At 42.8% G+C, this 26,020-nt stretch carries 22 protein-coding genes and 3 pseudogenes; 12 read left to right on the forward strand and 13 right to left on the reverse strand.

Going from position 1 to position 26,020, the window contains the following annotated elements:
* Positions 1–11 precede the first annotated feature (11 nt).
* Positions 12–1,046, reverse strand: a pseudogene (gene menD / locus F6J90_RS43900) (2-succinyl-5-enolpyruvyl-6-hydroxy-3-cyclohexene-1-carboxylic-acid synthase); the annotation flags it as partial.
* A gap of 340 nt (positions 1,047–1,386) precedes the next feature.
* Positions 1,387–2,172, reverse strand: a complete 786-nt coding sequence (gene menH, locus F6J90_RS35360; protein ID WP_293104853.1) for a 2-succinyl-6-hydroxy-2,4-cyclohexadiene-1-carboxylate synthase — start codon at positions 2,170–2,172, stop codon at positions 1,387–1,389.
* A gap of 25 nt (positions 2,173–2,197) precedes the next feature.
* Between menH and F6J90_RS35365 the strand changes: the two genes are divergently transcribed.
* A complete protein-coding gene (locus F6J90_RS35365; RefSeq protein WP_293104856.1) occupies positions 2,198–2,443 on the forward strand; it encodes a hypothetical protein in 246 nt (81 codons plus the stop codon).
* Positions 2,444–2,491: 48 nt separating this feature from the next.
* Here the strand turns inward: F6J90_RS35365 and F6J90_RS35370 are convergent, their stop codons facing one another.
* Together F6J90_RS35370 and F6J90_RS35375 are read right to left on the reverse strand one after the other, a co-directional pair.
* Entirely contained in the window at positions 2,492–3,940 is a 1,449-nt protein-coding gene (locus F6J90_RS35370) for an isochorismate synthase (protein ID WP_293104859.1), read from the reverse strand.
* Between the two features lie 561 nt (positions 3,941–4,501).
* Positions 4,502–5,590, reverse strand: coding sequence for a methyltransferase dimerization domain-containing protein (locus F6J90_RS35375; protein WP_293105318.1), 1,089 nt, complete (start codon positions 5,588–5,590; stop codon positions 4,502–4,504).
* A gap of 574 nt (positions 5,591–6,164) precedes the next feature.
* On the opposite strand from F6J90_RS35375, the gene menA reads away from it, so the two are divergent.
* From menA to F6J90_RS35390, 3 genes are all read left to right on the forward strand, one after another.
* Positions 6,165–7,076, forward strand: coding sequence for a 2-carboxy-1,4-naphthoquinone phytyltransferase (gene menA, locus F6J90_RS35380; RefSeq protein ID WP_293104862.1), 912 nt, complete (start codon positions 6,165–6,167; stop codon positions 7,074–7,076).
* Between the two features lie 17 nt (positions 7,077–7,093).
* Positions 7,094–7,792, forward strand: a complete 699-nt coding sequence (gene ubiE / locus F6J90_RS35385) for a bifunctional demethylmenaquinone methyltransferase/2-methoxy-6-polyprenyl-1,4-benzoquinol methylase UbiE (protein WP_293104865.1) — start codon at positions 7,094–7,096, stop codon at positions 7,790–7,792.
* 377 nt (positions 7,793–8,169) lie between these two features.
* Entirely contained in the window at positions 8,170–9,096 is a 927-nt protein-coding gene (locus F6J90_RS35390) for an o-succinylbenzoate synthase (RefSeq protein ID WP_293104869.1), read from the forward strand.
* 194 nt (positions 9,097–9,290) lie between these two features.
* On the opposite strand, the pseudogene F6J90_RS43905 reads toward F6J90_RS35390, so the two are convergent.
* Positions 9,291–9,392, reverse strand: a pseudogene (locus tag F6J90_RS43905) (pentapeptide repeat-containing protein); the annotation flags it as partial.
* A gap of 25 nt (positions 9,393–9,417) precedes the next feature.
* On the opposite strand from F6J90_RS43905, the gene F6J90_RS35395 reads away from it, so the two are divergent.
* From F6J90_RS35395 to F6J90_RS35410, 4 genes are all read left to right on the forward strand, one after another.
* The gene (locus F6J90_RS35395) at positions 9,418–10,944 is read left to right on the forward strand and encodes a 2-succinylbenzoate--CoA ligase (RefSeq protein ID WP_293104872.1); all 1,527 of its coding nucleotides are present in this window, start codon (positions 9,418–9,420) and stop codon (positions 10,942–10,944) included.
* 11 nt (positions 10,945–10,955) lie between these two features.
* Positions 10,956–11,141, forward strand: a complete 186-nt coding sequence (locus F6J90_RS35400; RefSeq protein ID WP_293104874.1) for a hypothetical protein — start codon at positions 10,956–10,958, stop codon at positions 11,139–11,141.
* 20 nt (positions 11,142–11,161) lie between these two features.
* Entirely contained in the window at positions 11,162–12,184 is a 1,023-nt protein-coding gene (gene dusA, locus F6J90_RS35405; RefSeq protein WP_293104877.1) for a tRNA dihydrouridine(20/20a) synthase DusA, read from the forward strand.
* Positions 12,185–12,457: 273 nt separating this feature from the next.
* Entirely contained in the window at positions 12,458–13,366 is a 909-nt protein-coding gene (locus F6J90_RS35410; protein WP_293104880.1) for an Rpn family recombination-promoting nuclease/putative transposase, read from the forward strand.
* Positions 13,367–13,453: 87 nt separating this feature from the next.
* Here the strand turns inward: F6J90_RS35410 and F6J90_RS35415 are convergent, their stop codons facing one another.
* The 4 genes from F6J90_RS35415 to F6J90_RS35430 form a co-directional block, all read right to left on the reverse strand.
* Positions 13,454–14,920, reverse strand: a complete 1,467-nt coding sequence (locus F6J90_RS35415; RefSeq protein ID WP_293104882.1) for a hypothetical protein — start codon at positions 14,918–14,920, stop codon at positions 13,454–13,456.
* Complete coding sequence (locus tag F6J90_RS35420) at positions 14,910–15,254, reverse strand: hypothetical protein (RefSeq protein ID WP_293104885.1); 345 nt, start codon at positions 15,252–15,254, stop codon at positions 14,910–14,912. The genes F6J90_RS35415 and F6J90_RS35420 overlap by 11 nt, the downstream gene beginning before the upstream one ends.
* Positions 15,255–15,258: 4 nt before the next feature.
* Positions 15,259–18,267: a CHAT domain-containing tetratricopeptide repeat protein gene (locus F6J90_RS35425; RefSeq protein ID WP_293104888.1), complete on the reverse strand. Its 3,009-nt coding sequence runs from the start codon at positions 18,265–18,267 to the stop codon at positions 15,259–15,261.
* Between the two features lie 532 nt (positions 18,268–18,799).
* Positions 18,800–19,183: a DUF4351 domain-containing protein gene (locus F6J90_RS35430; RefSeq protein WP_293104891.1), complete on the reverse strand. Its 384-nt coding sequence runs from the start codon at positions 19,181–19,183 to the stop codon at positions 18,800–18,802.
* Between the two features lie 162 nt (positions 19,184–19,345).
* Here F6J90_RS35430 and F6J90_RS35435 point away from each other — a divergent pair.
* Positions 19,346–19,429 (forward strand): annotated as a pseudogene (locus tag F6J90_RS35435) (DUF2281 domain-containing protein); the annotation flags it as partial.
* A 217-nt stretch (positions 19,430–19,646) separates the two neighbouring features.
* Positions 19,647–19,847, forward strand: a complete 201-nt coding sequence (locus tag F6J90_RS35440; RefSeq protein WP_293104894.1) for a hypothetical protein — start codon at positions 19,647–19,649, stop codon at positions 19,845–19,847.
* 528 nt (positions 19,848–20,375) lie between these two features.
* On the opposite strand, the gene F6J90_RS35445 is transcribed toward F6J90_RS35440, so the two are convergent.
* Positions 20,376–21,896 carry an NHLP bacteriocin system secretion protein gene (locus F6J90_RS35445; RefSeq protein ID WP_293104897.1) on the reverse strand — a complete coding sequence of 507 codons (1,521 nt, stop codon included), beginning with the start codon at positions 21,894–21,896 and terminating at the stop codon, positions 20,376–20,378.
* 668 nt (positions 21,897–22,564) lie between these two features.
* On the opposite strand from F6J90_RS35445, the gene F6J90_RS35450 reads away from it, so the two are divergent.
* Together F6J90_RS35450 and F6J90_RS35455 are read left to right on the forward strand one after the other, a co-directional pair.
* On the forward strand, positions 22,565–22,714 hold the full coding sequence (locus F6J90_RS35450) for a hypothetical protein (RefSeq protein ID WP_293104900.1): 150 nt from the start codon (positions 22,565–22,567) through the stop codon (positions 22,712–22,714).
* A complete protein-coding gene (locus F6J90_RS35455; RefSeq protein ID WP_293104903.1) occupies positions 22,711–22,866 on the forward strand; it encodes a hypothetical protein in 156 nt (51 codons plus the stop codon). The genes F6J90_RS35450 and F6J90_RS35455 overlap by 4 nt, the downstream gene beginning before the upstream one ends.
* Positions 22,867–23,268: 402 nt before the next feature.
* Here the strand turns inward: F6J90_RS35455 and F6J90_RS35460 are convergent, their stop codons facing one another.
* The 3 genes from F6J90_RS35460 to F6J90_RS35470 all read right to left on the reverse strand — a co-directional run bounded on the left by F6J90_RS35460 (position 23,269) and on the right by F6J90_RS35470 (position 25,918).
* Positions 23,269–23,487 (reverse strand): type II toxin-antitoxin system Phd/YefM family antitoxin, encoded by a 219-nt coding sequence (locus F6J90_RS35460; RefSeq protein ID WP_293104906.1) that lies wholly within the window; start codon positions 23,485–23,487, stop codon positions 23,269–23,271.
* 42 nt (positions 23,488–23,529) lie between these two features.
* On the reverse strand, positions 23,530–23,667 hold the full coding sequence (locus tag F6J90_RS35465) for a hypothetical protein (RefSeq protein WP_293104908.1): 138 nt from the start codon (positions 23,665–23,667) through the stop codon (positions 23,530–23,532).
* 121 nt (positions 23,668–23,788) lie between these two features.
* Complete coding sequence (locus F6J90_RS35470; RefSeq protein WP_293104911.1) at positions 23,789–25,918, reverse strand: NHLP bacteriocin export ABC transporter permease/ATPase subunit; 2,130 nt, start codon at positions 25,916–25,918, stop codon at positions 23,789–23,791.
* Between the last annotated feature and the right edge of the window lie 102 nt (positions 25,919–26,020).

The raw sequence follows: 26,020 nt of genomic DNA on the forward strand, positions 1-26,020 counted from the left end.
TCGAGGTTGTGATGGCTAGGGTCAATCACCCAACGTCGCGGTTGACATTTATCCAACCAAGCACGCAGTTCTTTGCTAATCGGTAGTTCACCGATGTGAATAACCATTGTGGGTTTTAGCTGTTGCGCTAATCGTGGATTACGCAGGATCAAGTCATAGGTAGAAATTAGATTGGGGTTGAGGTCGCAATAGTTTCTTACCGGTGAGAGCCCTTCTGCTAGTACGGGCCATCTTAAGGTTTTGGACAAGGATGCGATCGCATTACAATAGTCTTTGGGATTTTGGGGTTGAGCTGGACCAGCGATAATTATTCCTTGCTCGGATTCTTGCCACTGCTGTATGACTTTAGCGATTGCAGGTTGCAGATTGTAAGTTGTAGGTTGCAGGTTGTCAGTTACAGTTTGCTCCTGACAGTGAGCGAAGAATTCTTCTGGTTGTAATTGGGATTTTAATGGGTTAGTGGTTGTGTCGGGAATAGGTGGGAGGGGGTCACGGAAGGGTAGATTTAGGTGTACTGGACCAGGGGTAGGAAAATGTGTTAGCGGATTACTTCCAAAGGAGGCTCGCTCCCAAGCATGAACTACGGTTTGCCGTAGATAACGGAGCATACTGATATCAGCTTTAGGGACCGCTAGGTTACTTTGCCAGTTGGGATAGTTGCCGTATAATTTGATTTGGTCAATGGTTTGTCCAGAATGACAATCTTGGAGTTCTGGGGGACGGTCAGCAGTCAATACCAATAGTGGTACTCGGCTTTCTCTGGCTTCAATCACAGCGGGATAGAAATTAGCCCCAGCTGTGCCAGAGGTACAAACTAGCACAACTGGTTTGCCCGATTGTCGAGCAATGCCTAAGGCGAAAAAGCTGGCTGAACGTTCATCTAGAACTGGAATCGCCTCGATCTGTGGGTGTTGAGCAAACGCAACAGTTAGAGGGGTTGAGCGTGACCCTGGACAGATGATTGCTGTGGTCAATCCCAAGCGCTGTAGGGTTTCTACCAGGATGGAAGCCCAGAGGCTATTGGTGTTGCGAAAATCAATAGGCATTATATTATAGCATTTTTATTTGAATTGTGAACATACTCCCTTAAGGAAAGGCAAGAGGCAAGAGGCAAGAGGAACCCACCCCTAACCCCTCCCAGGAGGGGAAGGCAAGAGGCAAGAGGCAAGAGTTAATCGAGTATATAAGGATTTTGGATAAATTCAAGAATAATTTCCTGACAAATGCTATAGGTTAATCAACATTTAATTTTAAGATTATAAATATTGATTTGATTTTGTTTACGGTTGACGGTTGACTACCCTAATCTCTAATCCCTACTCCCTGTTCCCTGTTCCCTGTTCCCTGTTCCCTGTTCCCTGTTCCCTTTGCTATAATTCCTAATTCCTACAAAAATTGTCTGACATTTTTAACAAATTCATTGACATTCTCAAAATGGATGTTATGTCCACAATCAGCAATAACGTTTAAATGAGCTTCTGTACAAAGTGTTACTATTTCTGAGTTAATCGATTTAAATTTATGATCATAGTCTCCGACTAGCAAAAGCAAAGGTACTTGATTATGTTGGAGTGATTCCCACAGAGATGGTTGGCATCCTGTACTCATATGACGCAGAGATTTAGCTAATTCCAGAGGATTATTTTGTTGTCGAATCTTGATAATTTGTTCAAAGTTAGGGTGCTGCTTGAGGGAGCTGAACAGAGGCTGATTGTACCAATTTGATAAGAAGGTCAATAAATCTCCAGTTTCCAATTTTTCGGCAATTTGCCAATCTCGTTGACGGCGCTTTAATTGTTCTGCTTGAGTCTTTAGCCCTGGAGATGCTGATTCGAGTACTACTTTACTAAAACATTGGGGGAAATGAATGGTCATGTAGAGAGCTAATCGACCTCCCATAGAATAGCCAACTAAAAAGCATGGTTCAAAATTTAACTGCTCTAGTAAGTCCTTTAAGGCGTGAGCAGTGTTTGGCATGGTGTAGCACTCATCCCCACCTAAAACTTTGGTGTTACCATGACCAGGTAAATCAACAGCTAGACAACAAAATTCCTCACAGAGTAATGATATTGCTTCATGAAATTCTTGGCTGCTACCCATGAATCCATGGCAAAAAAGAATCCGTGGTTTATCTCGGTTTCCTCTTAACTCATAGTGAAAATTATATAGCATTTATCAACTATAATTATTACAATTCATGATATCGAAATTATTTTATAGCGTTTCTCGCAGTTATGAGGTACACTATCATTTGACACTGATTCCCTGTCTTGATGCAGTCGCTCATGGGGGAAACCACGGCAGTTGCTCATGGGGGGAACCCCCAAGACCGCACTGCCTCCCCAAGACCGCGCTGCATCGCTTAAAACCCTCTTTACTATTGCCAATAGCCATGCATGCCTTTTGCCTTAAAGGGATAAGCAATGTCGCTCACTCGTCCTGAGAACTGCTATAACTGATTATCCAACAGTAACGACCAATGAACACAGGGTTAAACTAAGGCTTTAAGAAGCACCATGAGCTTCAGGTTAATTTCCGCCAGCTCTTTATTGGGATCAGAGCCAGCAACAATTCCAGCACCAGCGTAGAGCCGAGCGTGATTACCTGCTATCAAAGCAGACCGAATCCCAACGATAAATTCACTATTGCCTTGATAATCTATCCATCCGAGGGGAGCAGCATACAGAGAACGGTCAAAGGTTTCGTAGTGTCGGATTTGCTCACAAGCAATTTTGGTAGGAACACCAGCCACTGCTGGAGTAGGATGCAGTTTCGCTATAATATCTAGGGGATTGACATCAGCTGGTAATGCTGCTTTAATCGGAGTCCATAAATGCTGGATATTCGACAGTTTCAGCAGTTGGGGAGATGGCGAAAAATCCAGTTCCAAACCCAGTTGACAAAGACGTTGGATAATAAATTCACTCACTGCGTTATGTTCACGTCTCTCTTTTCCACTACTAAGTAATTGGTTCGCCAAATCCGCATCTTCAGCTGGGGTTTGACCTCGTGGAGCAGACCCTGCTAAAGCATCCGTCTCTAACTGATGGTCGTAAATACTAATCAGACGTTCAGGACTAGCGCCAATAAAGTTTTTGCCTTTGCCGTTACTGATGGAAAAAATATAGCAATCTGGATAGTTATGGCGCAAATTGTCCAGAGACTTCACCAGATTAAAGGGTATTGGTGAGACGACATCCACGGCTTGGGAAAGGACAATTTTGCTAAATTGATTGGCTTGGATAGATTTTAAGGCTGATGAAACCGATAATTTGAAGTCTTTGGCTTTTTTTGAATCTTGCTTGAGAAATTGATGATGGTTAGCCTTACCAGTAAAACAGTAGAGCAGACGACCAGAAGAGGTGATTAGATTGAACTGCCGACCTACGCTTTCGACCAGCCAATCCAGATTAACTTGAGAGTTGATTTCAAGATTAGCCACTACTACACATCGGCTTTGACAAAGTGAAATTTGCCAACGAGGTAGAAAAATAGTGGCAGATGGGAAAGGGTGGTTACTATTAAGCTGATCACCAAAAAACGTAAAGCTACAGAATAAATGAGGTCCAGCCAATCGCTGATCTATTTCACCACTAATCATGGTGTTAGCTAGACATGAGTCGATAAATTGTTGGGCTTTATAGAAGCGTTGCTCACCAGCTAACTTAAGGTCAACAGCCGCATCAATAGCAACAATTGATTCTTTATTACTTCTATTTTCAAAATAGAAGTGTAGGGGCTCGGGCGTGGCGGCAAAAGGGGCGGCTCTATCCCGAATTGCCTGAAAAACAGCCAGTGGGTCGAGGGGGGGAATTTCTTGAGAAATACTGGCAATTTTGGCAATACCTTGTTTTTGAGATTTTTTCTGGCAGGCTAAGAGAAACTGATGTAACTCTTTAGGCTCATGAAACAGCTTAGCAGGGCAGGGAATGACTGACATATATAGGGTTTCTTGAATTACAGGAGTGTTTACCTCAATGAACGACAACACAAACGCGATTGGCCTTGGCCTTTGGGCCACGCTACGCGAATGGCCACGCTGCGCGAACGCTCTTTACTACATATTTCTTAATTTGTATTTACATAACTTATTTAATTCACATTTAATTCACAGCATTTATAGTTACTAATGATCAATTATAAGCATGTTTGGCAATTAAGAAAAGCAGGGTAAGGGCAAAAATCAATAAATAGGCGGTTTTATCGCAACTATTGAAAAAAATTGCCATAATCTGGATGATCAAGGCTTACTATGGTCATAATCCTTGCTCTATTCTTGATGCAGTCGCTCATGGGGGGAACCCCCTTTGGCGGCGCTGCATCGCTATCACATTTTGGTTTAATTTTTCTTGCGCTTACCCTAGAATTCTATAATTGCTCACCATCAAGAAATGATGAGCCCTAGTTTTGGTAGTAAAAATTTTGGTTTGGATGACAAATCATTTATTTGCTCACTAGTCAAGACGGAAATCAAGGGGATATTAGTATAGACAATCCCTGATTAATTTTTCCAACCTACTACAAATAAAAAGCTGCCCTTTTGGGTAGACACCACTTCAGTTTTGATGAAGCCTACTTCTCTTAAGAGGTTAACAATTTTATCGGTAGAGTAAAGAGAGGGAGCTTTAACTCCGCCAATCAATAAATCCATTATTTCTAATTCTGGCAAAAATGATGGTGAAGGAACCAAACTGTCAGTGCTAGGTTCTAGGATAATCACCATACCCTTTGGTCTTAAAACCTGAAAAGATTTTTTGATAAACTGGCTACCATAATCGCTGTACGACAATTTTCTAAATAAGAAGACAAGATCATATTCTTCTTTAGCACCCCACTGGTCAGACAAAGCGTTTCCTTCGGCAGATATAATAATCTCTTCCGGAGATTTAGGTAAAGGATACTTGCTTAAAAGTCGATCTAAAAAATCAATTTGATTTTCCAAGCCTGCCAGCACAAAGTCTACATCAGTTTTGCGTTCCAGTAGCTTGCCTATAAAGGTAATACCCACTTCGCCAGTAATAATTCTCTTAACCTGATCAAGAGGAATTTTAGTGAACAATTCTCGGGAGGGTTCTTTCAGATATTCGTTAGCAAATGCATAGTACTCATAAAGGGTTTCATCATTACCATTAAACAAATCCATCTGCTGATTTGAGCTGCCGGTTTGGATAGTTAAGTTTAATGATAACCAGGATGACCATGTCTGAGAGACTAGATTGTAATAATCTCCCAAATAACTTGGACTTTCTCTAACTAAGTAATTCTTAGTCATTTGGGTATTAACATAGCCAAAACCTTGATTATGATTAGTTTGGCTAATTTTGAGATAACCAAGACTCTCCAAAACCCTCAGCAATCGCTCAGTTGAGATCAAATTAAGATTCAAATCCCTGGCTACTAAATTAGCAGAAACTCCGGGATGCTTATGCAGATAATCAAAAACACCAAGTTTCACAGCTGACATAATAATTGCAGTGCGTTGGAAACTGGTGGCATCTGCCAGCATTTCTGCTCTTTCTAAGAGTCTGATTCGATTACCAATAACCTTGCTTAAGGTATTGATAGTTTCTGGAAAATACTTTTTGATCACCAAGGCTAAGCCTACCAATTTAGATGGCAGTCCAAATCTTTGCTGTTTCGACTTGATATCTAGAGTATCCCTTTCTAGCACTTTTACATTACTGGTCATACTTTTTAGTCATACTTTTTAGGATTGCTTACAAGACTTACAGGGTGCGTTATTAACGCACTCTACTACTTATAGAGTTTGGGGTTCAGTTTTGGGTAAGTCCTATAGTAATAGTAGTTTTTTTATCACTTTAGTTAATATTTTGTCAATAAAATTTACATAAATTGACGTATTATCAAAACAAGACCTTGATTGGGATTAATGGTATTCTGCTATTGCTGCCCCTTAACACCCTTTAACTGAGATCTTGCACCATTGTCATTAATCTTCGGGTGGGCAGTGCCTACCAACGCGGTTTGTAAGCTTCATTATCTGTCTGGTGCACTGCCCACCCTACATGAACCTTAACACCGTTGAAGACTGCCCCTTAACACCGTTGAAGACCGTTGACCCAAAGCTTGAACAGTCCCAGCAGTATTGGTTGATGGTTTGACGGTCACTCTAGCACGACTGGCATTCATATTCCGTGACTATTTTGACAACAAACACAATTAATGCTCCTAGCTCCAAACGGAAACTGTGGCTAGCAGCCATCAAGCCCCCCATGTATAGCGTGGCAATTATCTATGTTTGGGTGGCAGCTGCTGTGGCATGGTTTGAGACCAATCACCTCAATTGGACGATATTTTTGACATTTGTCAGTGCTTCGATTCTGATTCTGGCTTGGGAGAATCTGAGTAATGATGTGTTTGACTCTGAGACTGGGATTGATAAAAACAAAGCTCACTCCATAGTCAACCTGACGGGAAACAAATCGTTAATTTTTTGGCTAGGGAACCTGTGTTTAGGACTGGGTATCCTTGGCATGCTACTGATCTGCTGGTGGCAGCAAGACTTAACGGTGATGGGATTACTACTGCTATGCTGCAGCCTTGGCTATATCTACCAAGGACCTCCGTTTCGCTTAGGCTACCAAGGTCTAGGAGAGATTCTGGCCTTTTTGAGCTTTGGTCCGTTAGGCATGTCAGCTGCCTACTACAGTCAAACCCAGAGTTGGTCTGTGACTAACCTGGCGGCATCGATAATTGTGGGTCTTGGGACTATGTTAATTCTATTTTGCTCCCATTTTCACCAAGTAAAGGATGATATAGCAGCTGGGAAGCGATCGCCTATTGTTCGCCTTGGCACCAAAAGGGGTGCTAAACTGTTGCCCTGGATTTGTGGTAGCCTATTTGCTGCTACTGCTGGGTTTGTGATCATGGGGCTATTCCCCATATCGACATTACTCAGTTTGGTAGGATTGCCTTTTGCTATCAAGCTTTGCCGCCATGTTAACGCTCATCACAACCAACCCCAAAAGGTGAGTAATTGTAAGTTTATTGCCGTAGCGCTACATTTTTGGAGTGGACTCTTGTTGGGTGTCGGTTTCGTAATTAACCTTAATTAACCTTCATTGAACGAATCATGTCAGACCAATCCCAGGAGATTCAGGGAATTTTTGATAACATCTCTTCTAACTATGACCAGCTTAATGACTGGATCAGTTGGGGTCAGCATCGGATTTGGAAGCTGATGACGGTTAAATGGGCTGAGCCTAAGCCAGGAGATACCTGTGTTGACCTGTGTTGTGGCAGTGGAGACCTGACTCGACTATTAGCCCAGAAAGTAGGCACTCTAGGAAAGGTGTATGGAGTAGATTTTGCTCCCCAGATGTTAGCGATCGCAAAACAAAAATCCTCTGAACCACACATTGACTGGCTAGAGGCGGATGTTTTAGATTTACCATTTGCTGACAATACCTTTGACGGAGCAACTATGGGATATGGATTACGTAATGTCGTAGATATTCCCAAGAGCCTAAAGGAAATTTACCGTATTCTTAAACCAGGCGCTAAAGCAGCAATTCTTGACTTTCACTTACCGTCTCAGGCTCTGTTTCGACAGTTTCAACAGTGGTATATGGAAACTATTGTTGTTCCCCTAGCCCGTGAGCAAGGACTTGAGGAAGAGTATGCCTATATCTGGCCGAGTATACAGCGATTCCCCCGTGGTCCGGAGCAAGAATCTTTAGCACAGCAAGTAGGCTTTCGTGCAACTCACTACCCGATTGTTGGCGGAACATTAGGAGTATTAGTTTTAACTAAACCTAGAAGTGTTGAATAGGGAATAGGGAATCGGGAATCGGGAATCGGGAATCGGGAATCGGGAATCGGGAATCGGGAATCGGGAATCGGGATGTAAGCATTCAGCTCTCAGCTCTCAGCTCTCAGCTCTCAGCTCTCAGCTCTCAGCCGTCAGTGGTCAGCTCTCAGCCGTTAGCGGTCAGCTTATTTTATTCAAAAGCACCATCTGTGTGGCACAGGCTTCTAGCCTGTGAATAACCCTGCAGGCTTCGACGCTGTGAATAACCCTACAGGCTTCGACGCTGTGAATAACCCATAAGTTGATCACTGAAAGCTGAAAGCTGATAGCTGATAGCTGAGTGCTTACATAGGGATGCAGCGCAATAGCAATTAAAAATAGCAATTAGCAATTAATCAATGACCAATTATAAGTTCAAGTTTCACCCATACCAGCGTCCCTTTAAGTATCCGTTGTCTACTAGTCATGGCCAATGGACAGTCAGAGAAGGTATCATTCTTAGCCTTAGTGATGAAATAGGGAACATTGGCTGGGGTGAAATAGCTCCTATCCCTTGGTTTGGTTCGGAAACTCTGGAACAAGCCTTTAATTTTTGCGAGCAATTACCTCAGGAGATTACTACAGAGGAGATTTTCGCCATTCCTGCTGAACTCCCCTGCTGTCAATTTGGGTTTGAATCTGCTTGGGAGCTAGTGATGGGCAAAGGACTTTCGACAAAGGACTTTGAACAAAGCAAACAACACTACAGTTACCTGTTACCCAGTGATGAAACAGCCAAACAGTCCTGGGAAGCCCCCTGGAATCAGGGATACCGAACCTTTAAATGGAAAATTGGTATTGCTCCGATTGAGGATGAAGTCAAGATAGTTCAGGAGTTGATTGAAGCAATACCTGCTTCTGCCCAATTGCGTTTGGATGCCAATGGGGGATTGACTCAACAAGAAGCTGATCAGTGGCTGATGGTATGTGACACTATTGGAGCAGTTGAGTTTATCGAACAGCCCCTACCTCCAGAGCAGTTCGATGTGATGTTGCAGATGAGCCACAACTATTCGACTGCGATCGCATTGGATGAATCGGTGGCAACCCTTGACCAACTTGAACAGTGTTACCAGCGGGGATGGCGAGGAATTTTTGTGATTAAAGCTGCGATCGCAGGTTCTCGGAAACGATTACGGCAGTTTTGCGACACCTATCCAATTGATACCGTCTTTTCATCCGCCTTGGAAACTACTATTGGTCAACAAGCGGTCCTCCAACTAGCAGCAGAACTATCTGACTTTAAGCGTGCTGTAGGTTTTGGTGTCAACCATTGGTTTAATTAAGGTTTAAGGTTAGATGGTTGTTCGCGTAGCGTGGCCGAAAGGCCAAGGTTGGAATGTTGAAGGTTTAAGAGATGGTTGTTCGCGTAGCGTGGCCGAAAGGCCAAGGTTGGATGGTTGAAGGTTGGAATGTTTAAGGTTGGATGGTTAAAGGTTGGAATGTTTAAGGTTATTTGGTTATTGGGTTGAAGGTTGGAATGTTGAAGGTTGGAATGTTGAAGGTTGGAATGTTTAAGGTTGGAATGTTTAAGGTTGGAATGTTGAAGGTTGGAATGTTGAAGGTTGGAATGTTGAAGGTTGGAATGTTTAAGGTAATTTGGTTAGATGATTGAAGCTTTAAAGAGTAAATGTGGGGAGGATTCATACGTCGAACAGCCCCTAAGCTATGTCCAACAACGTTCTGGTGAACAATGGCTGATTGGCTATGACAGTCAGCAACTTCACCAACTCATTGAGCAATACTGTCAGCAATTCTCCCAACTTTCTCAGGAAAAAGCACCGAAAATTCTTTTAGTAGACCAAAATCCTCTTAAATTTCTCGCCGCTTTCGTAGCTGCTGTTGCCAGTAATTGTCATGTCTTCTTAGGGAATCCCCACTGGGTAAAACCAGAATGGCAACAAGTCCTTAACCAAATCCATCCGGATCTAATTATCGGAGAATTAGCCAGGAGTATTGATGCATCAATACTCAATAATCAACACTCAAGGCTCAATATTCAATATTCAATAATCAATAATAAGCCTTCAGCACTCATTATGATTCCCACAGGGGGCTCATCTGGCAAAATCCGCTTTGCCATTCACACTTGGGAAACCTTGATGGCATCAGTAGCAGGGTTTCATCAGTATTTTGGGAACAAGCCAGTGAATTCCTTTTGTGTCTTGCCTCTGTATCATGTCAGTGGTTTGATGCAGTTTATGCGATCGCTAACCACCGGTGGACGTATGGTGATTTTGCCCTTTAAAGCCTTGAAAGCTGGGGAAGGACGAGACATTGTTCCCAAAGAATTTTTTATCTCTCTGGTACCGACTCAACTAGCCAAGCTGATCAACCAAGATGCGGCTGAGTGGTTATCTCGCTTTCGGACAGTATTGTTAGGGGGTGCTCCGGCTTGGGAATCCCTATTAACACAAGCAAGACAATATCGTATTCCTTTAGCTCTTACCTATGGCATGACTGAAACCGCTTCTGGTGTAGTCACCCTTAAACCTGAGGATTTCCTGAGTGGTAACAGTGGTAACAATAGTTGTGGTCAGGTGTTACCCCATGCCAAGGTGACGATTCGCAATGGTACTGGGGAAATCGTGGAGGCGCTCTCTACCGGTGTGATTACTATTGAGGCAAAGTCCTTATTCAATGGATACTATAGCCCTAGCACAAATCTCGCCCTAGAGTCTGAGCTAAGTAAATCTCGCAACAGACTCCAAACCCTACAATCGGACGATTTAGGCTATTTCGATCAACAGGGTTACTTATATACTGTTGGGCGTCGCAGTAACAAAATTATTACCGGTGGTGAAAATGTGTTTCCCGCTGAGGTAGAACAGGTAATTCGTGGCACAGGGCTGGTGAGTGATGTTTGTGTGATTGGTTTACCCGATGACTATTGGGGTCAAGTGGTAACCGCTGTTTTTGTGCCTAGTTCTGATCAGGTTTCTGTTGCGATGGTGCAACAGAACGTAGAGGGTAATTTAAGTAAATTCAAGTGTCCCAAGAATTGGGTGGCGGTAGAATCTTTGCCGCGTAATGGTCAAGGGAAATTGAATTATCAGCAGGTGAAAGTTATAGCGCGTGATTGTTTAAGTCAATTGAAACTCAACCAAATCAATCAGGTCAAGGTAAATTGTTAGGCTGGGGATAAATGCGATCGCTTCTTGATGCAGTCGCGCTTTGGGTTAAACCCCCTGTTCCCTTACTGCATACCTTTTGCCTTTTGCCTTTTGCCTTTTGCCTCTTGCCTCTTGCCTTTTGCCTTTTGCCTCTTGCCTCTTGCCTCTTGCCTTTTGCCTTTTGCCTCTTGCCTCTTGCCTCTTGCCCTTGCGCGTAGCGCTATAACTGCCTCAACCCATGACTGCTCCGAGTACAGCTATTTCACCCAATTCACCTCCAACTGAAGCCAAAATTATTAGTAGTGGTTATCCCTTAAGTATTGCGCCAATGATGGATCGCACTGACCGCCACTATCGCTATTTCATGCGCCAGATTACACGACGGACATTACTGTACACCGAAATGGTCACCAGTGCAGCAATTCTCCATGGCGATCGCGAACGCTTGCTAGGCTTTTCCCCAGAAGAGAAACCCCTAGTCTTACAAGTTGGTGGTGACACTCCCAGTGAATTAGCTGAATGTGCCCGAATTGCTGAAGCTATGGACTATGACCAGATTAATCTCAACGTTGGTTGTCCCAGTAGTCGGGTGCAAAATGGCAATTTTGGAGCTTGTTTGATGGCGCAGCCTGAACAGGTAGCACGCTGTGTAGAGGCTATGGTTAAAGTAGTGAACATACCCGTTACTGTCAAGCACCGTATCGGTATTGATCACCTTGACCGCTATGAAGACATGGCTAATTTTGTCCGCATTGTCTCAGAGGCCGGTTGTCAGCATTTTACTGTACATGCCCGCAAGGCTTGGCTACAGGGTTTGAGTCCAAAAGAGAATCGTAACATTCCCCCCTTACGTTACAGTGACGTCCATCGTCTCAAGCAGGAGTTACCTGAGTTATTCGTGGAAATTAATGGTGGATTCACTAGTCTTGAACAAGTGCAAGAACAACGGGAGTATGTCGATGGGGTAATGATTGGGCGTGCAGCTTACGACAATCCCTATCTGTTTGCCAAAGCTGATTGTGATATCTATGGCGAGACAGTTATACCCCCAACTCGCCATCAGGTGGTCGAAGCCATGTTTTCCTATATTGATCACTGGGTAGCCAAAGGTCTTAAGCTTAACAAAATCACCAGACATATGCTGCAATTATTTGCAGGGCAACCAGGTAGTAGAGCTTGGAAACGTCATCTAACCGAAAATTCCTGCTTGGTTGGTGTTGGTTCTGATGTCGTTCGCGAAGCCTTAGCTAAAATCCCCTAGGGTAAGTATTCAGCTATCAGCTATCAGCGGTCAGCGGTCAGCTTTGTGGTAAGCATTCAGCCATCAGCTTATGGGTTAGGTCACAGGCTAGAAGCCTGTGCCACCTTTTATTGCCATATCTCCCATTTTATAGTATTAAGTATTTTTGTACTATTTACGATATAATAATCACAAAAATAATAGTGGTAGTGGCGGATTTAGGGACAAAATCCTGGTCTGAGTCAGATTTTATAGTTCAAAGCCCACCCACCCATCACCAATCAATAATTAATCATGATATTTATCAGCCCCAAAACCGATTTTGCTTTTAAGAAAATCTTTGGTTCCTCTGAAAGTAAAGAAGTCCTAATTAGCTTTCTAAATGCTCTGATATATCAAGGAGAATCTAGGATAAATAACTTAGAGATTATTGACCCATACAATGCTGGCTATACTACGGAGTTAAAGGATACCTACCTGGATGTCAAGGCTGTCTTAAATGATGGCTCCATGGTCATTATTGAAATGCAAGTGTTAAATGTTCCGGCTTTTGATAAACGAGTAATCTATAATCTCGCCAAAACCTATAGCACTCAATTAAAATATGGAGAAGGATATTCTAAACTGAAGCCGGTGATTGCTTTAACAATTACAGACTTCACCATGTTTGAAGAAACCGACCGATACCTAACTCGATTTCTATTTCAAGAAGAGCAAGAGAAGTTTATCTACCGAAACCAACACCTAACCATGGTGTTTGTAGAACTGCCGAAATTTTCCCGGTCTTTAGAAGAGTTAGAAACAGCATCGGAGAAATGGATATATTTTATGAAGGAAGCCCCAAATTTAGAAGCAATTCCCGATACCTTATCAGAAATCCCGGAAATTGCTCAGGCGCTAACCATAGCTAATCAAGCGAATATGAGTAGAAAAGACTTGGAGGAATTACACAAACGAGAAGTATTTATGGAAGACCGCAAAGGTGAAATTCGTCAAGCTCTGGAAGAAGGGCGGGAAGAAGGGAGATTAGTCATGCAGGGATTGATATCCCGTCAACTGGAAGGTAAACTTGGTGCAATTCCCTCAGAAATTATCGAGGGAATTCAACAATTATCTCTAGAACAATTAGAAGGTTTAGGAGTTGCTATGGCAGATTTTACCACCAGCGTAGATTTGTCGAATTGGTTGCGGGATAACCAATGATATAGCGCTAGGCGCAAGTCAGAAGTTAGAAGTCAGAAGTCAGAAGTCAGCTATGACTAAGTTTCGGAGTTTAGAAATGTCTATTCCCTATTCCCTGTTCCCTGTTCCCTGTTCCCTGTTCCCTGTTCCCTGTTCCCTTTTTGATACCAAATTGAGAATTCCATTTACAATTAACGCACCGATAACACCAACTCCAACATGAAATAGCACAAACACGACACTGTAAGTCAAGCAAGGTGTAACACCAGCCTTGGGGCAATCTAAAGATTGTTTCGGGTCGATAATAGACTCTAGCGGTTTACCAGCGGTTTGGGCAGAAATAGCACTAACCGCTAAACCAGTACCCACCAGGGCAATCCAACGTTCTAATCGTTTCTCCCGTTCTGCCTGGTCAATGTCTACTCGGGCTCGGATCGCACTAAGGGCTTGTTCCAGTAGTGCAGTACCATTCCCAAAATAGCCCAAATCTGATTGGATTTGTTCTTGAAAGAGGCGGCAATCATTGAAAAAGGTTTCTAAAAAGCTCAGGTCATCTTGGGGGAGTTTGCCAGAGATATCCCTCAGTTCTCGCTTATAGTTCTCAGCGTTAATCGTAATTGTCAGTCGATAATGGTCTAAATCTCGGAGTAAGCGAGAGTAGTCTAATGCCTTTTGGGAAACTGATTTGATATCTTCCTTGAATTTGTCTAACTCTGCTTGACTCAAGCTTTGACTAGCTGGCCAGTTTTGAAAGGTTTGGTCAAAATACTGCTCAATGTTTTGATATTCCCTTTTAATTACCTGATAAACATCACGATTAAGCTGATAAGCACGGATGACTTTATTTCGATAACAAAATAGGTTAATAAAATTGGAATAGTAATCGATAAACTTATCACTGGCTTCTGGTTCCCAAAAAATCCAAACCAGGATATGACAGTATTTTTCCGGTTGACTATGAACTCCGTATTCAAAAATCGGACTGCCGAATAATTCCCCTTCTTGATTGAAGTGAGGACAGGGAATTTGAGCAGGAATGAAAGCTCGCAAACACTCGTCAGCCAGTTGTCTTAATTCCTGGCGATTTTGCAGTAACTTCCAGGGAATAAAGCGTTTTTGTTCTGTATACCAAACTGTTAAGACCAGAGTTTGACCAATGGAACTGCCGATTTCCTCAGGCATCAAGCAGCCTGCTGGGTTCAATTGTTCTAGAAAGCTGGAAGAGACCGGTTGGGTGGGTTGTGTCTGATTTTCCTCTAGTTCGGGACGGCGGAGGTTTAGGGCTAAGGCATAGGTATCTTGAATTCTGAGGGGAGTTGCAACTCCAGTAACAGCCAGGGAAGTATTATCTAGGGTAACATTACTCCCAAAGTGAAAAGCGACATCATCAGTAGTTTTATCCTTGAGCAAGTCTACTCGATATCCTGACTCTTCTTCAATTTCAAGCTGCTTAGTCACTCCAAATTTTTCAGAGATAATCTCGTTGCACTTGTCCCAGAGTAAGGTAGTTGGCTGACTAGTTTTTAGATGAAAGGCAAATAAATGGACATTAGGGGCATAGACTTTAGAGGTCATGGGTATTTTTTTGATTAGATTCAGACTTGAGTTTATCCTTCACCTGCTCACGCAGCTCCTGAAACCAATTATTAAGGCGATCGGGCTGAATAGGTTCAGTGGGAGGCACTTTGCCAAGCTCTTTCCTGCAAATATCGTAAAATTTTCTGAATTCATCTCTAATTGTCAGCCGTGCCTTGAACCAATCTTTGATAATTTCCTCAACATTTTCTGGTGGGTTATGCTGCAAATCGGCTAAGGTCTGATCTAAGTCCTGTAAGTCTTCCCTAGAAAACACTTCTAGTTTGCTTTTCAGGAAGTAGGGCAATACTAGAAGTTGAGCGTCAGAAATCATGATGTTACTCTCCAAGTACACAGAATGCTGCCCAATAGTATGGGTTTTGGAAGGGTTGCTCATCTGGGTTAAACCAATCCAGTGCTTGTTCAATCTTTTTGATCGAAGAGCTGTCTATAGATAACTTCCTACTCCAGGCTAGCAACTGAGACTGGGTGCTATCCCGCAGCCAGAATTGGGCTTGGTTAAGGGCAACTGCTAAAGGTATCTGCTCTCGTAGATTCTGATAAAATTTAATCATCAACAACGCTGTCGATAAATCGTTTACCATCCACAGGCTACTAACTACTGCTGGACTTCCCGCAACTAGGAAACCACTGGGTAAACCAATGTATTCATCGCTGCTATTAGTGTAATCAATCAATCCTGTTTCACAAGCGGAAAGAGTAACCAGGCGACATTGTTCTAATTGTAGGCCAAAGACTTCATCTATAGTCAGACACTTATCTAAATCAAATACTTCCTCTTCACTTACCCGTAAATAGCGCTCCGAATTGGATTCAGCAGATGCAGGTTTGTGGGCATTTGCCAGGATTAGAGCCGATTTCCGTGGTTCTTGGTAATTAAAGTAACCGTGACAGCTAAAATGGGCACAGTGGAATGTGTTGAGAGCTTTGCTATCGATGGCAGCTTTGGTGGCAGCTTTTTCCACAAGAACTTCTGTATCTGGTGGTGGATTGAAGTAGCTTTTAATTACGTCTACTTCGATAGTAGTGTAAACTAAATCAGCACTGGGGTTTTGAACCGCAAACAGGTGGGTAAAATCTTTTGGGCGTTTTCTGGTTTTAGCAAGTTGGAGTAGTTGACAGCTAGGGGCGTAACTTACTCCTGCTGGAAATTGTTCCATCAGAATTTTAGAGTTACCTTCTCCCTGCTTACTGGTAATCGGTAAAGCATGAAGCGGCAACAAATGTAAATACCGATGGGGAATTAAAATTAATCTATCGCACCTTTCGGGAATCTGCTGAATGATGTCATCAATGGATAGAATATCAGCTAGCCCATGTAGGTGTTTACTCAGGTCGTTTTGCCAATCAGATGTTTCGGTGTAGTAGCTTCGCAGATATTCATTTATCCAATTTCCCAATTTTTCTAAGTCTTGGGGCTCAGATTGCAAAACTATGGGCTGTTGAGTTTGGCGGGTAAAGATGAGCGTGAGCAGCTTATCCCCTGTAATGTAAAACTCTATAATAGCAGTGTAGTGATCTAAATTGTTTTGAAATTGCTCAAAGTTAAAGCTAGAACCGATAGGTAAATATTGGTCTTGTAAATCATTGCGCTGCTGTCGCAATTCTTTAAGACGTTGTGCCAGGGCGGTGGGATTGTCAGCTTTGCCCTGTTGGATTTGGTTTTGACCTGCGGCTATTTCATCCCTGTATTGTTCTAGTTTATTGACAACTTCTGGGGGAAAGATGGTGTTCAGGTCACGGCTGATAATTTCTTCAACTAAATTGCGGGTTTTGCTCCTTTCAACATAGTCAATGGCTTCGGTGATATTCTTGAATTCTAGGCAAACTTCTACCATGCTTATATAAAGTGTGTTCCATTCTTCTGCTTGCTTGCGTTTGCTTTCTTGACCAGAAACAATTTCCTCCCGCAAAGATTCTACGGTGGCAATGGCAGATGCCAAGGTACTGTAAGCTAAAGTAAACTGGTTACTACCTTTGTAAGCCAGCCCTAGGTTGAATAAAGTTTCTGCATGGCTTTGGGTAAATGCCTCAAAGGTTGTTACTTTCAGAGCCTGTTGGTAACAAGCGATGGCATCTTCAATATTCTGTGCTTTATCACCTTTGATTCGGTTACCGTAAGCAATACCGAGATTATTTTGTGTCGTTGACAAATCAACAGGAAATGCCTCAAAGGTATAAGCTCTAAGAGCTTTTTGGTAACAAGTGATGGCCTCTTCAATATTCTGTGCTTTATCACCTTTGATTCGGTCACGGTAAGCAATACCCAGATTATTTTGTGTCATTGCCCATTGTTGGGGAAATGCCTCAAAGGTATACACTCTAAGAGCCTGCTGTAAACAAGTAATACCATCTTCTAAATTTTGTGCTTTATCACCTTTAATTCGTTGATTGTAAGCAATCCCGAGATTATTTTGTGTCCTTGCCCAATCAAGAGGAAATGCCTCAAAGGTTCTGACTATAATAGCCTGTTGGAAACAAGCGATCGCCTCTTCAATATTCTGTGCTTTTTCCCCTTTGATTCGGTCACCGTAAGCAATCCCGAGATTATTTTGTGTCCTTGCCCATTGTTGGGGAAATGCCTCAAAGGTTCTGACTCTAAGAGCTTGTTGGTAACAAGCTATGGCCTCTTCAATATTCTGTGCTTTATCACCTTTGATTCGGTCACGGTAAGCATTACCAAGATTATATTGTGTCATTGCCCATTGTTGGGGAAATGCCTCAAAGGTATACACTCTAAGAGCCTTTTGGTAACAAGCGATCGCCTCTTCAATATTCTGTGCTTTCTCCCCTTTGATTCGGTCAGAGTAAGCAGCACCAAGATTATCTTTTGTTATTGCCCATGTTTCGGGAAATGCCTCAAAGGTATACACTCTAAGAGCCTGTTGGTAACAAGCGATCGCCTCTTCAATATTCTGTGCTTTCTCACTTTTGATTCGGTCACGGTAAGCATTCCCAAGATTATATTGTATCGTTGCCCATATTTCAGGAAATGCTTCACGGGTGAAAACAGTTAGTACGACTTCATAGCCAGTGATGGCAATTTCGATATTGCTGGCTTTGTCACCCAAGGGTAATTCCTGAATTAGAGTGCTGAAACTGCCAATATCTGCTGCTAGTAATTTTGATTGATATGGTTTTACTTCCGCCAGCTTACTTGTTGCAAAAGCCCGCAATTTTTCTGCTAACTTATGATTAAGTTTTTCTATATTTGCTGCCAGTAATGGGTATACTACCTGTTTATCACCCCTACTCTCTGTGGTTGCTTTTAGTACCTTTAACAGAAAGTCAAGTTGGGTATCAGATGTATTGTCAGGAATTGCCATCAACTGCTCTACAATATTTATTCAACAAATAGACTTATTTAAAGCACCCTGGATTTACCAATCTTCAACATTATCTGCTGCAATCCCTTAGGGAAAGGCAAGAGGCATAACCTCATAGACGATTATAGCATTTTTCAATTGGGTGAAGTTTTTAGAAAATAGAGAGCATTTCTATGTGAGTGGTTAACCGTAAGCATATGCGCTACGCGCAGGCTACGCCAACAGCCGTCAGCATTCAGCCGTCAGCCGTCAGCCGTCAGCCGTCAGCCGTCAGCCGTCAGCTGACGTAACAAAGATTAAACGAATGCTTACTTGTTTTATTTAAAAGCTCAAAGCTCAAAGCTCAAAGCTGATAGCTGATAGCTGATAGCTGATAGCTGATAGCTGATAGCTGATAGCTGATAGCTGATAGCTAATAGCTGATAACTGATAGCTAAATGCTTACTGAGTGCGACACCTAACCGGATGTTACTTATCCGTTAACTGGTTCAACCAATTGGTCAAATCCACTTCGGTGTCTTGATGCAGTCGCTCATGGGGGAAACCCCCAAGACCGCGCTGCATCGCTTTCAAAATCTAACAACGCTTCTCCTAAATCCTCCAACTGGTCAAAGGATAATTCCTCAATTTGATTTTGTAATTGGGAATTGATTTCACCTAGGCGACGGTTAAGTAGACGCTTAATCAAATTAAGCTCATTACGCTTTCCTTGTTCTAATCCCTGTTCTAATCCCTGTTCTAATCCTTGTTCTAATCCCTGTTCTAATCCTTGGCGAATAATTCGTTGATAAACTACTGACTCTTGCATCATATCCTCCCGAAAATAGGCTTGAATTAACTGCTCATCAAATTTCACCCCAGCCAACAGTTGCACGAAAGCAGATAGGTTACGCTGCTGTTGTCTATCTTCAATCATATCGATTCTGGCTGCTACTTGGGATAGCAAGGTTTATGAATGTAGAATTGAGAATTTAGAATGTAGAATTGAGAATTGAGAATTTAGAATTGGGAATTTAATATAATTTAGAATAGGCGCGGTTTCGCCCCTGTTTTTCTATATGCTAGCAAGAAACGTCGTTCAGGTATATTAAAAGGAACCTTTGTGCTACCATTACCTGATAATTTTGATGAACCATTAGACGATTTTAAGGAATATATGTAGGGGAGCAGGGAGCAGGGAGTAGGCAATAGGCAATAGGCAATGCTGACTTCTACATTCTTAATTCTACATTCTTAATTCTACATTCTTAATTCTACATTCTAGAATAGCTTTTTTAAAATAACCCTAAAACTTCCAAAAAAAAACTTTTCAAAACCCTTGACAATTTGTTTTATAATCATTACAATAATCAATATAAACCAAGTTGAACTTTTTCACTATGTCAGAAAACTATACCCGCAACTTCAAGAAACAACCAACTCAGCACACTCTCAAAGGTCCTCGTCAATCAGTAATTAATAGTATGCAGATGCTTTATGCATTGGGTTATGGGTCGATTGCCGAATGGACTCCTCTGGAGCCGACTGAAGTGCCGGGTGAAGTGATAACTACCATGACCAAGTATTGGTTGTTGCCATAACACCTTAATTTTCTGGGGGGGTTTCCCCCCCGGTGGCCTTGGGTTTGGTCTGATAGTATAGGATCACATCCGAAAGTTTCGGGTATTTTTGTGACATAAATCAAAAGTTGAACTCGCTAGCCGTAGATAGTATTTCTACGGCTATTTTTTTTGTAAGCGGTCAGCGGTCAGCGGTCAGCCGTCAGCCGTCAGCCGTCAGCTATATCATCTCAAAGGGATAATAAAATTACTAAAGGGTTTTTCATAGCTATCAGGTAAACAGGATTTTTTACCTCTTATTTATTGCCTATTGCTAGCATGCCTCTTGCTAGCATGCCTCTTGCCTCTTGCCTCTTGCCTCTTGCCTCTTGCTAGCATGCCTCTTGCCTCTTGCCTCTTGCTAGCTTGCCTATTGCCTCTTGCTAGCTTGCCTATTGCCTCTTGCCTCTTGCTAGCTTGCCTATTGCCTCTTGCCTTCCCCTCCTGGGAGGGGTTAGGGGTGGGTTCCTCTTGCCTCTTGCCTCTTGCCTTTTCCAGCAATAAGTGTATTTACAACCTAGATACAAACCCTATCCCACTCCACTCTCTCAAAATAGGCAAAACCCAAGTAATCGGGCTACGCTCTTCCACTGTCACCCTGACCGTTGTTGTGGTTCCTGGGGAAATTTCCAACGGGGGTCCGAGGGAAGATGACCATTTATAACCACTGGGAGTTTTTGAGTCAAGTTGTAATTTAGCGATCGCTTCGATTTTACCTCCTTCCTCACCCATTAATTTTTGTACCACCTCGGGGTTTCCGATCACAGAACTAGCACCTGCTGAGGTGATGGAAAAGGGAGAAACTTCGGTAATTTTCCCGACAATTCCCCCATATCTTGTCCGTTTTACTGTATCCGGTGTAATTAAAATCTTCATGCCCGGTTGAATTTTCTTGCCATCCTCCACAGCAAAATAGGTTACGCTGATCATATCCCTAGCTTTTCCTGGTGTTTGTAGGGTTCCCAGGGGATTTCCGGGGTTGAGATATTGCCCGACAGTAGCAGTTATTTCTAGAATACATCCAGTGTGAAGACTTTTAATAATACTGTTGTCTGCAACTTCTTTTTGTAATCGGGCGATGGTTTGCTGTATTTCCTGAATTTGATTATTATCAGTATTGGTAGCTTCCAGATTATCCTGTTCTAGTTGTTTAGTACGGGTGTCTAAGGTTTCCAATTCCGCTTTAATTTGACTAATAGTATTGATATTTTCTAAATACTTCTGTTGTAGTTCCGTTTCCTGTACTTGTAACTGTTGCAACTGTGCTTGAATCTCGGAGATAGTTTGACGAATTTCTCGATAGTCTTGTTCTGCTTGTAAAACCCGTTCAGAGGAAATTGCTCCTTGTTGTTGTAAGTCTCGTTGCTTGGCCAGTCGCTGTTGTAGTATCGGGGTTAATTCTTGGGCATCTTTGAGCCGTTGTTGGAGGCTGCGACGCTGGCTCAAGATGCTAGTTAATCCTTGATCTTGGAGGCGGGGAGTCAAGGTTTGAGTATCTCGTAACCGTTGTTGTAAGCTCGTTCTTTCAGCAGTAATTGCTGTTGTTTCTAGCTCGGTGCGTTGTTGTCGGAGTAAGGTAATTTTTGCGATTTGTTGCTTTAACTGAGCCAGTTTATCCCGTTCTTGTTGTAACTGCTGTTTTAGATCAGAGGGGTTAATGATTGCCAGGATATCGTCTTTTTTTACACATTGACCTGTGCGAATCGTTAAGGATTCCAACTGTCCCGATATCGGAGATTGTAACTGTACCACCCGACGGGGATTAATCAGCACTCCCTTACCCGTGACTGTGATGGGAATAGTCCCAACTATGCTCCAGAGTACCCCTAAAAGGCCGAATATAGCCAATCCCCCCAAGGGTAGCCAATCGACGGGACTAACTACTGGCATTAACCGATCTAACCGTTCTGGATCAGATAATCGGTCTAGGGCTTGTTGACGGAAGATGGGGCGTTTTTGCTGAGTCATTATCGGGGAGGAGGGAGCAGGGAGCAGGGAGCAGGGAGCCGTGAGCCGTTGGCCTTTGGCCACGCTACTTGAGGTGCGGTCAGCTTATTTTATTCAAAAACACCGATTGCGCTACGCGCACGCTGCGCGAACAGTAGCCTGGCCATAGGCCTTTGGCTGATAGCTGATAGCTGATAGCTGATAGCTGATAGCTGATAGCTGATAGCTGATAGCTGATAGCTGATAGCTGATAGCTGATAGCTGATAGCTGATAGCTGATAGCTAATAACTGATAGCTGATAGCTGACTTCCTTGACAATAGCATCTGTAATCAATTCAAATTCCGGCCAACAGCAAAATGCCCTGAGTTAAGGAAGTGAATCAATCATGACATATCCCACGTTTTATCAATTACAATTTCTTCCAAACAAAATCCGATTGATTAGCTAAGGCTATGTAAACTATAATAAAATTTGTAAAGTTGCTTGACAATAGTGCTATAGTTCTTTGATTATAGTATTATGTTTGATATCAAATGGGTTAGTAAATAACTGAATCAAAGTAGTTGCTTAGAAAAAGAATGACGCAATTCCGCTCCTGGGGTGGGGGGCATCTTACTGCCCCAACGCTCCTGGGGCGGGGGCGCAACTGGTGCCCCAACTTCGTCAATCCAAACCTACTTTACCTAACCTGGATCACCTACAACGGAACCATCATATCATCATTAAAACTACCACTAAACGGCAAAAAAAATGAATAACAATCAAAGCAACCAAACTCCCCAACAAAACTCTGGAGCAAACTCTGAGTCCATCAACAATAAATCCACTAAACTCGACCAACTCTCTTTGTCTCAATTGGAGACGATATCTGGGGGTATTATTATTGGAGCGCCAAAATGACGAACAATCCAACCAATCAAACTCCACAACAAAACTCTGGAGCAAACTCTAAGTCTATCAACTCCAACTCCACTAAACTCTCCCAACTCTCTTTGTCTCAATTGGAGACGATATCTGGGGGACGGGATTTGGTTACGTGGTATCAAGACTAAGGAAGTTATACGTTAATCTTAGGTTGGCGGAGGCAATACCTGACAGTACCACAGACCCTTGGCATAGCTCAAAAACCTTTTGACCCATCCGATGGCGTTTGGTTTATCTCGATAAATTGATGAACAACCATCCCTCTCGGGGGATGCGGTTCCTGTTTCCACCCCAGCATTGAGCTTACTTCCTATGTAGCTCTTGCTGGGGGTTTTGTTTTTGGGTTTTAGTAATCCTGTACCCCAACATCATCAAGGGATGATAAAATTATTAATTATAACGAGCTATAAGCTAATAAAATTAATGCAACTAGAAGACTATTTTGACTTCCTCAGTGTGGACGATATCTGGATCTAGACTCCACCAAATCAAAGCGCAAGTATCGAGAACAATTTTTAAACTTCTCCCCATTATTCTGTTGTAGGAGTTCTTAAATCCTCAAAATACTGTACTTTACCGCGCATTTGTCCAAATAACTGTTCTGTTGAAGGTAAATTGCTGGCATATTTAGAAATTATCACCACTGGTTTGCCCCGATCAGTGACTACAATTTCTTCCCCTTCTGACTCTACAAGCTCCAAAAACTCCAGCAGTTGGCTTTTCAGTATACTTTTGGAAATTGTTTTCATTTATAGCAGTTTTAAATTTGGTGAGGTACAGAGTTTCTGGTTTTAGGGAACAGGGAACAGGGAACAGGGAATAGGGAAGAGAGAAGAGAGAAGAGGAAACAGGGCAAAAATTATGTGTACCTCATTAGGCAAAAAAACGCTATAGATACTAGTTACGGACTTAATTGAGATTACAATCATATCACATTTATAGTTTTTTTATAGCTATCAGATAAACAGGATTTTTTCCCGATTCCCGATTCCCGATTCCCGATTCCCGATTCCCTACTCCCTACTCCCTACTCCCTACTCCCTATTCCCCTCACACCATCTGTCGCGCCATCAAATCAGCAAACAACCCTTCAACTGCTGCCAACTCCTCAAAACTTCCCTGCTGTACTATTTTCCCACCATGCAACACATAAATCCTATCAGCATGACGAATAGTACTCAAACGATGGGCAATTACTATGCGAGTTACCCCCAATTGTTCTAAACTCTTAGTAACAATTCCCTGAGTGCGATTATCCAAAGCAGATGTCGCTTCATCAAACAACAAAATCTGGGGTTTGTGTACCAAAGCGCGGGCAATAAATAACCGTTGTCGCTGTCCTCCAGACAGATTACCACCCCCTTCGGAAATAATAGTATGTATCCCCATGGGCATGGCTTGAATATCCTCAGCTAATCCCGCCATCTGCAACGCTTCCCGAGCTTGATCTTGGGTAACAATTGCCCCCCCAGCAATGTTTTCCCAAATCGAACCACTCATAATTCGCCCATTTTGCAGCACTACCCCTAACTGTCGCCTGACCGCTGCAATATCTAATCCCGATAAATCTTTGCTATCATAAAAGATTGCTCCCGCTTCCGGAGTTTCAAATCCCAAAAGCAACCGCATGATAGTGGATTTTCCACTTCCCGAAGGACCGAAAATAGCAATAAATTCCCCCGCTTTCGCGTCTAGGGTAATATTATCTAAAACTAACGGACTATCCTGGCGGTAACGAAAGCAAACTTGGTCTAATTTCAGTTTACCAGAAAGCCTGCCGGGATGGGACTTATCAGCATCAACTTCTGGTTTTGTCTGTAAAATCGGTTGGGCGCGTTCCCATAAAATAGTGATATCTAAACTATCAATTAGGGTGTTGCTTAATCGGGTGGCGCTGGTGATAAAGGTACCGAAGGCAGTATTAAATGCCAGAAATGTACCAGTAGATAATCCTGTTTCCCCTACCGACTGTCCCATTAAAGAAATAGTAAATCCAAATAGCAGCATGGAACTTACTGCTGGTAACATTACATTAAAAGCGGTTAGTAAGTCTTCCACTAACTGGGTACTTAATATCAGTTTTACCTGCTTAGTGTATTTTTTCGCCCAGCAAGCAAACGCCTCTGATTCAGCAGCCGCGACTCGTAATTTCGAGATGCCGCCAATTAACTGCACTGTCAGTCCAAATATTTCTCCCGAAAGCTGCTGGAGGGGACGCATTTTTCGTCGCGTAATCATACCGGATATAGTAGTAATAATTACTGCTACTAAAGCGATAGCGATCGCAACGAATGCCAGAGGCAAACTGTAGACTATCAATAGTCCTAGATTTAGCAACGAAAATAAACTGGTAAATAGGGTTCGCAAAATGCTACCGCTAAGTCGATTACGAATCTGATTAACAGCGGAAACCCGATTGTGTAAATCCCCTGTGGAATACTGGCGGAAAAAGGCGGGTTTGAGTTTAAGCAATCTATCCCAAAGGGCGGCTTGAGTATCATAACTGACTTTGGTTTGCAATCTCAGGATTACCAAACTTTGAGCCAATTGAAATATCATCACCCCAAAGCTAGCTGCTAACAATCCCAAACCCATTTGGATTAATAATTGGCGTTTAGCGTCCGGAATGGCAGAGTCGATCAGAATACCAGTAATTTGTGGTGTCAACATCCCGAACAAGGTTGCAACCACTCCCACCCCCAGGATTTTGATCAAGTCTGGGGTACGACCTCTGATGGTAAATTGGAGAATATCCCAGACGGTAATCTCTTGATCGGGTAAAGGGCGATAAAAGGTATAGGCAATGGGAGCAATTGTTGTGGCAGTGTGACGGTTGAGGGGGGTGCGGGTCAACTCCACTGGATCAAGGATTTCATACTTGGTGGCTTTGACCGGTAGCAGAGCGACGGGTTGGTTTTCTTCCTTAGTAAACGCCAGCAGGGGACCAGAATCTGTTTTCCACCAGTTAGCCGTGAGGGTGACTCGACGGGTCCGGAAACCAGAAGCGCGTGCGATCGCGTCTAGGGTATTGGCATTCTCTGATTTAGCGGGAGGACGAATGGTTATCCCCAAAGCTTTGCCGATAGCACCTACAGCAATTAACAGGGGAGTTTCGCCTTGGGGAATGTCGGTGGTGGGATTGAGGATTGAGGCGAGTTCCCTCAGGGCTTTTTCTGTCATGGGACAGGGGAATATGATAGCCTACTGAATTTTATCAAAATTGAGGTTAATGAACTCTTAGGATCAGCCATTACTGATGCTATTCCTCAGATTATCGAAATC

This window comes from Moorena sp. SIOASIH (assembly GCF_010671925.1).
In the GTDB taxonomy this organism is placed as follows: domain Bacteria; phylum Cyanobacteriota; class Cyanobacteriia; order Cyanobacteriales; family Coleofasciculaceae; genus Moorena.

Bases quoted from the DNA above. Each gene is read 5' to 3' on its own strand.
- menH (WP_293104853.1), bottom strand. From the start codon at position 2,172: ATGCTATATAATTTTCACTATGAGTTAAGAGGAAACCGAGATAAACCA.
- F6J90_RS35365 (WP_293104856.1), top strand. From the start codon at position 2,198: ATGATATCGAAATTATTTTATAGCGTTTCTCGCAGTTATGAGGTACAC.
- F6J90_RS35370 (WP_293104859.1), bottom strand. From the start codon at position 3,940: ATGTCAGTCATTCCCTGCCCTGCTAAGCTGTTTCATGAGCCTAAAGAG.
- ubiE (WP_293104865.1), top strand. From the start codon at position 7,094: ATGTCAGACCAATCCCAGGAGATTCAGGGAATTTTTGATAACATCTCT.
- F6J90_RS35390 (WP_293104869.1), top strand. From the start codon at position 8,170: ATGACCAATTATAAGTTCAAGTTTCACCCATACCAGCGTCCCTTTAAG.
- F6J90_RS35395 (WP_293104872.1), top strand. From the start codon at position 9,418: ATGATTGAAGCTTTAAAGAGTAAATGTGGGGAGGATTCATACGTCGAA.
- F6J90_RS35400 (WP_293104874.1), top strand. From the start codon at position 10,956: ATGCGATCGCTTCTTGATGCAGTCGCGCTTTGGGTTAAACCCCCTGTT.
- dusA (WP_293104877.1), top strand. From the start codon at position 11,162: ATGACTGCTCCGAGTACAGCTATTTCACCCAATTCACCTCCAACTGAA.
- F6J90_RS35410 (WP_293104880.1), top strand. From the start codon at position 12,458: ATGATATTTATCAGCCCCAAAACCGATTTTGCTTTTAAGAAAATCTTT.
- F6J90_RS35415 (WP_293104882.1), bottom strand. From the start codon at position 14,920: ATGACCTCTAAAGTCTATGCCCCTAATGTCCATTTATTTGCCTTTCAT.
- F6J90_RS35420 (WP_293104885.1), bottom strand. From the start codon at position 15,254: ATGATTTCTGACGCTCAACTTCTAGTATTGCCCTACTTCCTGAAAAGC.
- F6J90_RS35425 (WP_293104888.1), bottom strand. From the start codon at position 18,267: ATGGCAATTCCTGACAATACATCTGATACCCAACTTGACTTTCTGTTA.
- F6J90_RS35430 (WP_293104891.1), bottom strand. From the start codon at position 19,183: ATGATTGAAGATAGACAACAGCAGCGTAACCTATCTGCTTTCGTGCAA.
- F6J90_RS35440 (WP_293104894.1), top strand. From the start codon at position 19,647: ATGTCAGAAAACTATACCCGCAACTTCAAGAAACAACCAACTCAGCAC.
- F6J90_RS35450 (WP_293104900.1), top strand. From the start codon at position 22,565: ATGAATAACAATCAAAGCAACCAAACTCCCCAACAAAACTCTGGAGCA.
- F6J90_RS35455 (WP_293104903.1), top strand. From the start codon at position 22,711: ATGACGAACAATCCAACCAATCAAACTCCACAACAAAACTCTGGAGCA.
- F6J90_RS35460 (WP_293104906.1), bottom strand. From the start codon at position 23,487: ATGAAAACAATTTCCAAAAGTATACTGAAAAGCCAACTGCTGGAGTTT.
- F6J90_RS35465 (WP_293104908.1), bottom strand. From the start codon at position 23,667: ATGATTGTAATCTCAATTAAGTCCGTAACTAGTATCTATAGCGTTTTT.
- F6J90_RS35470 (WP_293104911.1), bottom strand. From the start codon at position 25,918: ATGACAGAAAAAGCCCTGAGGGAACTCGCCTCAATCCTCAATCCCACC.